Source organism: Longimicrobium sp., assembly GCA_036389135.1.
Taxonomy (GTDB): Bacteria; Gemmatimonadota; Gemmatimonadetes; order Longimicrobiales; family Longimicrobiaceae; genus Longimicrobium.
In genome coordinates this window covers 1-2,453 of record DASVQP010000128.1, presented here as the reverse complement: position 1 = coordinate 2,453, position 2,453 = coordinate 1, and the positions used below count along the sequence as shown (strand labels likewise).

At 69.8% G+C, this 2,453-nt stretch carries 2 protein-coding genes; one reads left to right on the top strand and one right to left on the bottom strand.

Features of this window, described 5'->3' with window-relative positions; translation table 11 throughout:
- The first annotated feature begins 346 nt into the window (after positions 1–346).
- Positions 347–2,056: an IS1634 family transposase gene (locus VF584_25445; GenBank protein HEX8213540.1), complete on the top strand. Its 1,710-nt coding sequence runs from the start codon at positions 347–349 to the stop codon at positions 2,054–2,056.
- Positions 2,057–2,203: 147 nt separating this feature from the next.
- On the opposite strand, the gene VF584_25440 is transcribed toward VF584_25445, so the two are convergent.
- The coding region (locus VF584_25440) for a hypothetical protein (GenBank protein ID HEX8213539.1) at positions 2,204–2,453 on the bottom strand (250 nt) is incomplete at its 5' end.

The window sequence follows — 2,453 nt, the reverse complement described above, 5'->3', positions numbered from 1 at the left end:
GCTGGCGAAACCGACGAAGCAGGGAGATGAGGATACGTCCGCCGGGCCCGCGCGGCAATACGTATCCGCCGGCGAGCGATTGCCGGCGGCGATTGACGCGTACCCCGGCGTCCGCGTGCCAGACCGGCCTCGCGGGCCCTCACCCGGCGGCCTGAGAGCCGCCACCCTCTCCCGCAAACCGCGCGGGAGAGGGGGACGGGTCTGCGCTAGGCGGAAGTTCCGCAACCAGAATCGCGGCAACCTCATACCAGCCATGAGGTTGCCGCACCTTTTACTACACTTTGTACCCATGTAATTGCGACACCCGACCCTTGTGCTGTTTACTCTGTGCGCTTACATTGTGCTCATGTACATCGATGTCGTCCCCAACCGCTCCTCTCCACCCGCCGTCCTCCTGCGCGAATCCTTGCGCGAGGGCGGCAAGATCCGCAAGCGCACCCTCGCCAACCTCTCCGCCCTGCCGCCCGAGGCCGTTGAGGTGCTGCGGCGGGTGCTCAAGGGCGAGAAGCTCGTCGCGGCCGAGGAGTCGGTCCAGATCGGGCGCTCCGCCCCCTACGGGCACGTGGCCGCGGTGCTGGGGACGATCCGCCGGCTGAAGCTGGACCAGGCGCTGGGGACGAAGCGCACGCCGGAGCGCGACCGGGTGCTCGCGATGCTGGTGGCGCGCCTGCTCGCGCCGGATTCCAAGCTTGCCACCGCGCGCGGCCTGGGCGAGGAGAGCGCGTTCTCGGCGCTGGCGGATGCGCTCTCGCTGGAGTCGGTCTCGGCGGACTCGCTCTACCGTTCGCTCGACTGGCTCCTGGAGCGGCAGCCGGCGATCGAGGCGAAGCTCGCCGCGAAGCACCTGCGGGAGGGCACGCTCCTCCTCTACGACGTGAGCTCCACCTACCTGGAGGGGCGGTGCTGCCCGCTGGCGGCGCACGGCTACAGCCGCGACGGCAAGCCGGGGAAGATGCAGCTCGTCTTCGGACTGCTGACCACGGCCGAAGGATGCCCGGTGGCGGTCGAGGTCTTTGCCGGCAACACGGCCGACCCGGCGACCCTCGCCTCGGCAGTCGAGAAGGCGCGCCAGCGCTTCGCACTGAAGCGCGTGGTGTGGGTGGCCGACCGCGGGCTGCTGACCAGCGCCCGCATCGAGGCCGAGCTTCGCCCGGACGCCGACTTCGGCTGGATCACCGCGCTGCGCGCCCCCGCCGTCCAGGCGCTGCGCGACGAGGGGGTGCTGCAGCTCTCGCTCTTCGACCAGCACGACCTGGCCGAGATCCGCTCCAGCGCCTTTCCCGGCGAGCGGCTCGTCGCCTGCCGCAACCCGCTGCTGGGCGCCGAGCGCGCCCGCAAGCGCGAGGCGCTGCTCGTGGCCACGGAGAAGGAGCTGGAGAAGATCGCGAAGGCCGTCACCCGGGAGCGCCGCCCGCTGCGTGGGGAGGCCGCGATCGGCGTGCGCGTGGGACGCGTGCTGGGGCGCTTCAAGATGGCCAAGCACTTCCGCTACGAGATCACGGACGCCGCCTTCCGCTTCGAGCGCGACCCCGAGGGCATCGCAGACGAGGCGGCGCTGGACGGCATCTACGTCATCCGCACCACCGTGCCCAAGGAGGAGATGACGGCCGAGGCGGCGGTCGAGGCCTACAAGAGCCTCTCGCAGGTGGAGCGCGCCTTCCGCTCCACCAACCTCGACCTACGCCCGCTTCACCACCACACCGAGCCGCGGGTCCGGGCCCACGTCTTCCTGTGCATGCTCGCCTACTACGTCGAGTGGCACCTGCGACGCTCGCTCGCGCCCCTCCTCTTCCAGGACCACGACCGCGCCGCGGCCGCCGCGGAGCGCGCGAGCGTCGTCGCGAAGGCGGAGATCTCGCCGGCGGCGCGACGGAAGAAGGCACGCCGGAAGACGGAGGAGGGACTTCCGGTGCACAGCTTCCGCACCCTCCTGGCCGACCTCGCCACCGCAACCAGGGCCCGGGTCTGTGTCGGGGGGCATGCCTTCCACAAACCCGCTCCGCTGACTCCGCTCCAGGAGCGCGCATTCCAGCTCCTGGAGGTGCCCTGGCGCTGACCTGTACCCAGTAGCGTGCACCCCGTTTTCTTGCTTAACTCAAAGCACCATAAGCAGCAATCCGCTCTTCTTCATGCGGAACTTCCGGCTAAAGAGGCGGATGCGGCCCGAACGGCGCATCCGCCTCTTCGTCTCCCGCCCCCGCGGCTACTCGGCGGCTTCCGCGGCCTCGGTGCCTTCTTCGTCGGTGACGGACTCGACCTCGTTCTCCGACACGCCCAGGATGGTGCCGTCCTCGAGCTGCACCATGAAGCCGTCGCGGCCCTCTTCGTTGTTGTCGGGCCCCCAGTGCCCGATCACCTCGCCCACGCGCCCCACGTACGGGGCCGACTGCTCATAGTACGAGCGCACCACGCGCACCCTGTGCATATCCGTGCCTCCACGGTCGGTAATTTCC